Genomic DNA, 223 nt, shown 5'->3' with positions numbered 1-223 from the left:
GGCGCGGGCAAGACGAAGGTTCTGACCGACCGCGTGGTGCGCCTGCTGCTGAGCGGTTCCCTGCCCGGACGCATTCTCTGCCTCACCTTCACCAAGGCCGCGGCGGCCAACATGGCGATCCGCGTGTTCGAGCGGCTGGGACGGTGGGTGACCATGGACGAGGAAAGCCTCGTGGCCGAGCTCACGGAGCTCGAGGGCGTCAAGCCCACGCGCCAGCAGCTGA

Annotated in this window: 1 protein-coding gene; it reads left to right on the top strand. The window is 68.6% G+C overall.

All coding sequences use genetic code 11. The features are described from left to right. Positions 1-223: UvrD-helicase domain-containing protein (locus E4K09_RS14170; protein ID WP_134498050.1), on the top strand; the 223-nt coding region annotated here is incomplete at both ends.

Origin of the sequence: Microvirga pakistanensis, from assembly GCF_004458765.1 — a bacterium.
Taxonomy (GTDB): Bacteria; Pseudomonadota; Alphaproteobacteria; order Rhizobiales; family Beijerinckiaceae; genus Microvirga; species Microvirga pakistanensis.
Note: the sequence above shows the minus strand (reverse complement) of the source record. Positions and strands in the feature narration are given on the sequence as shown.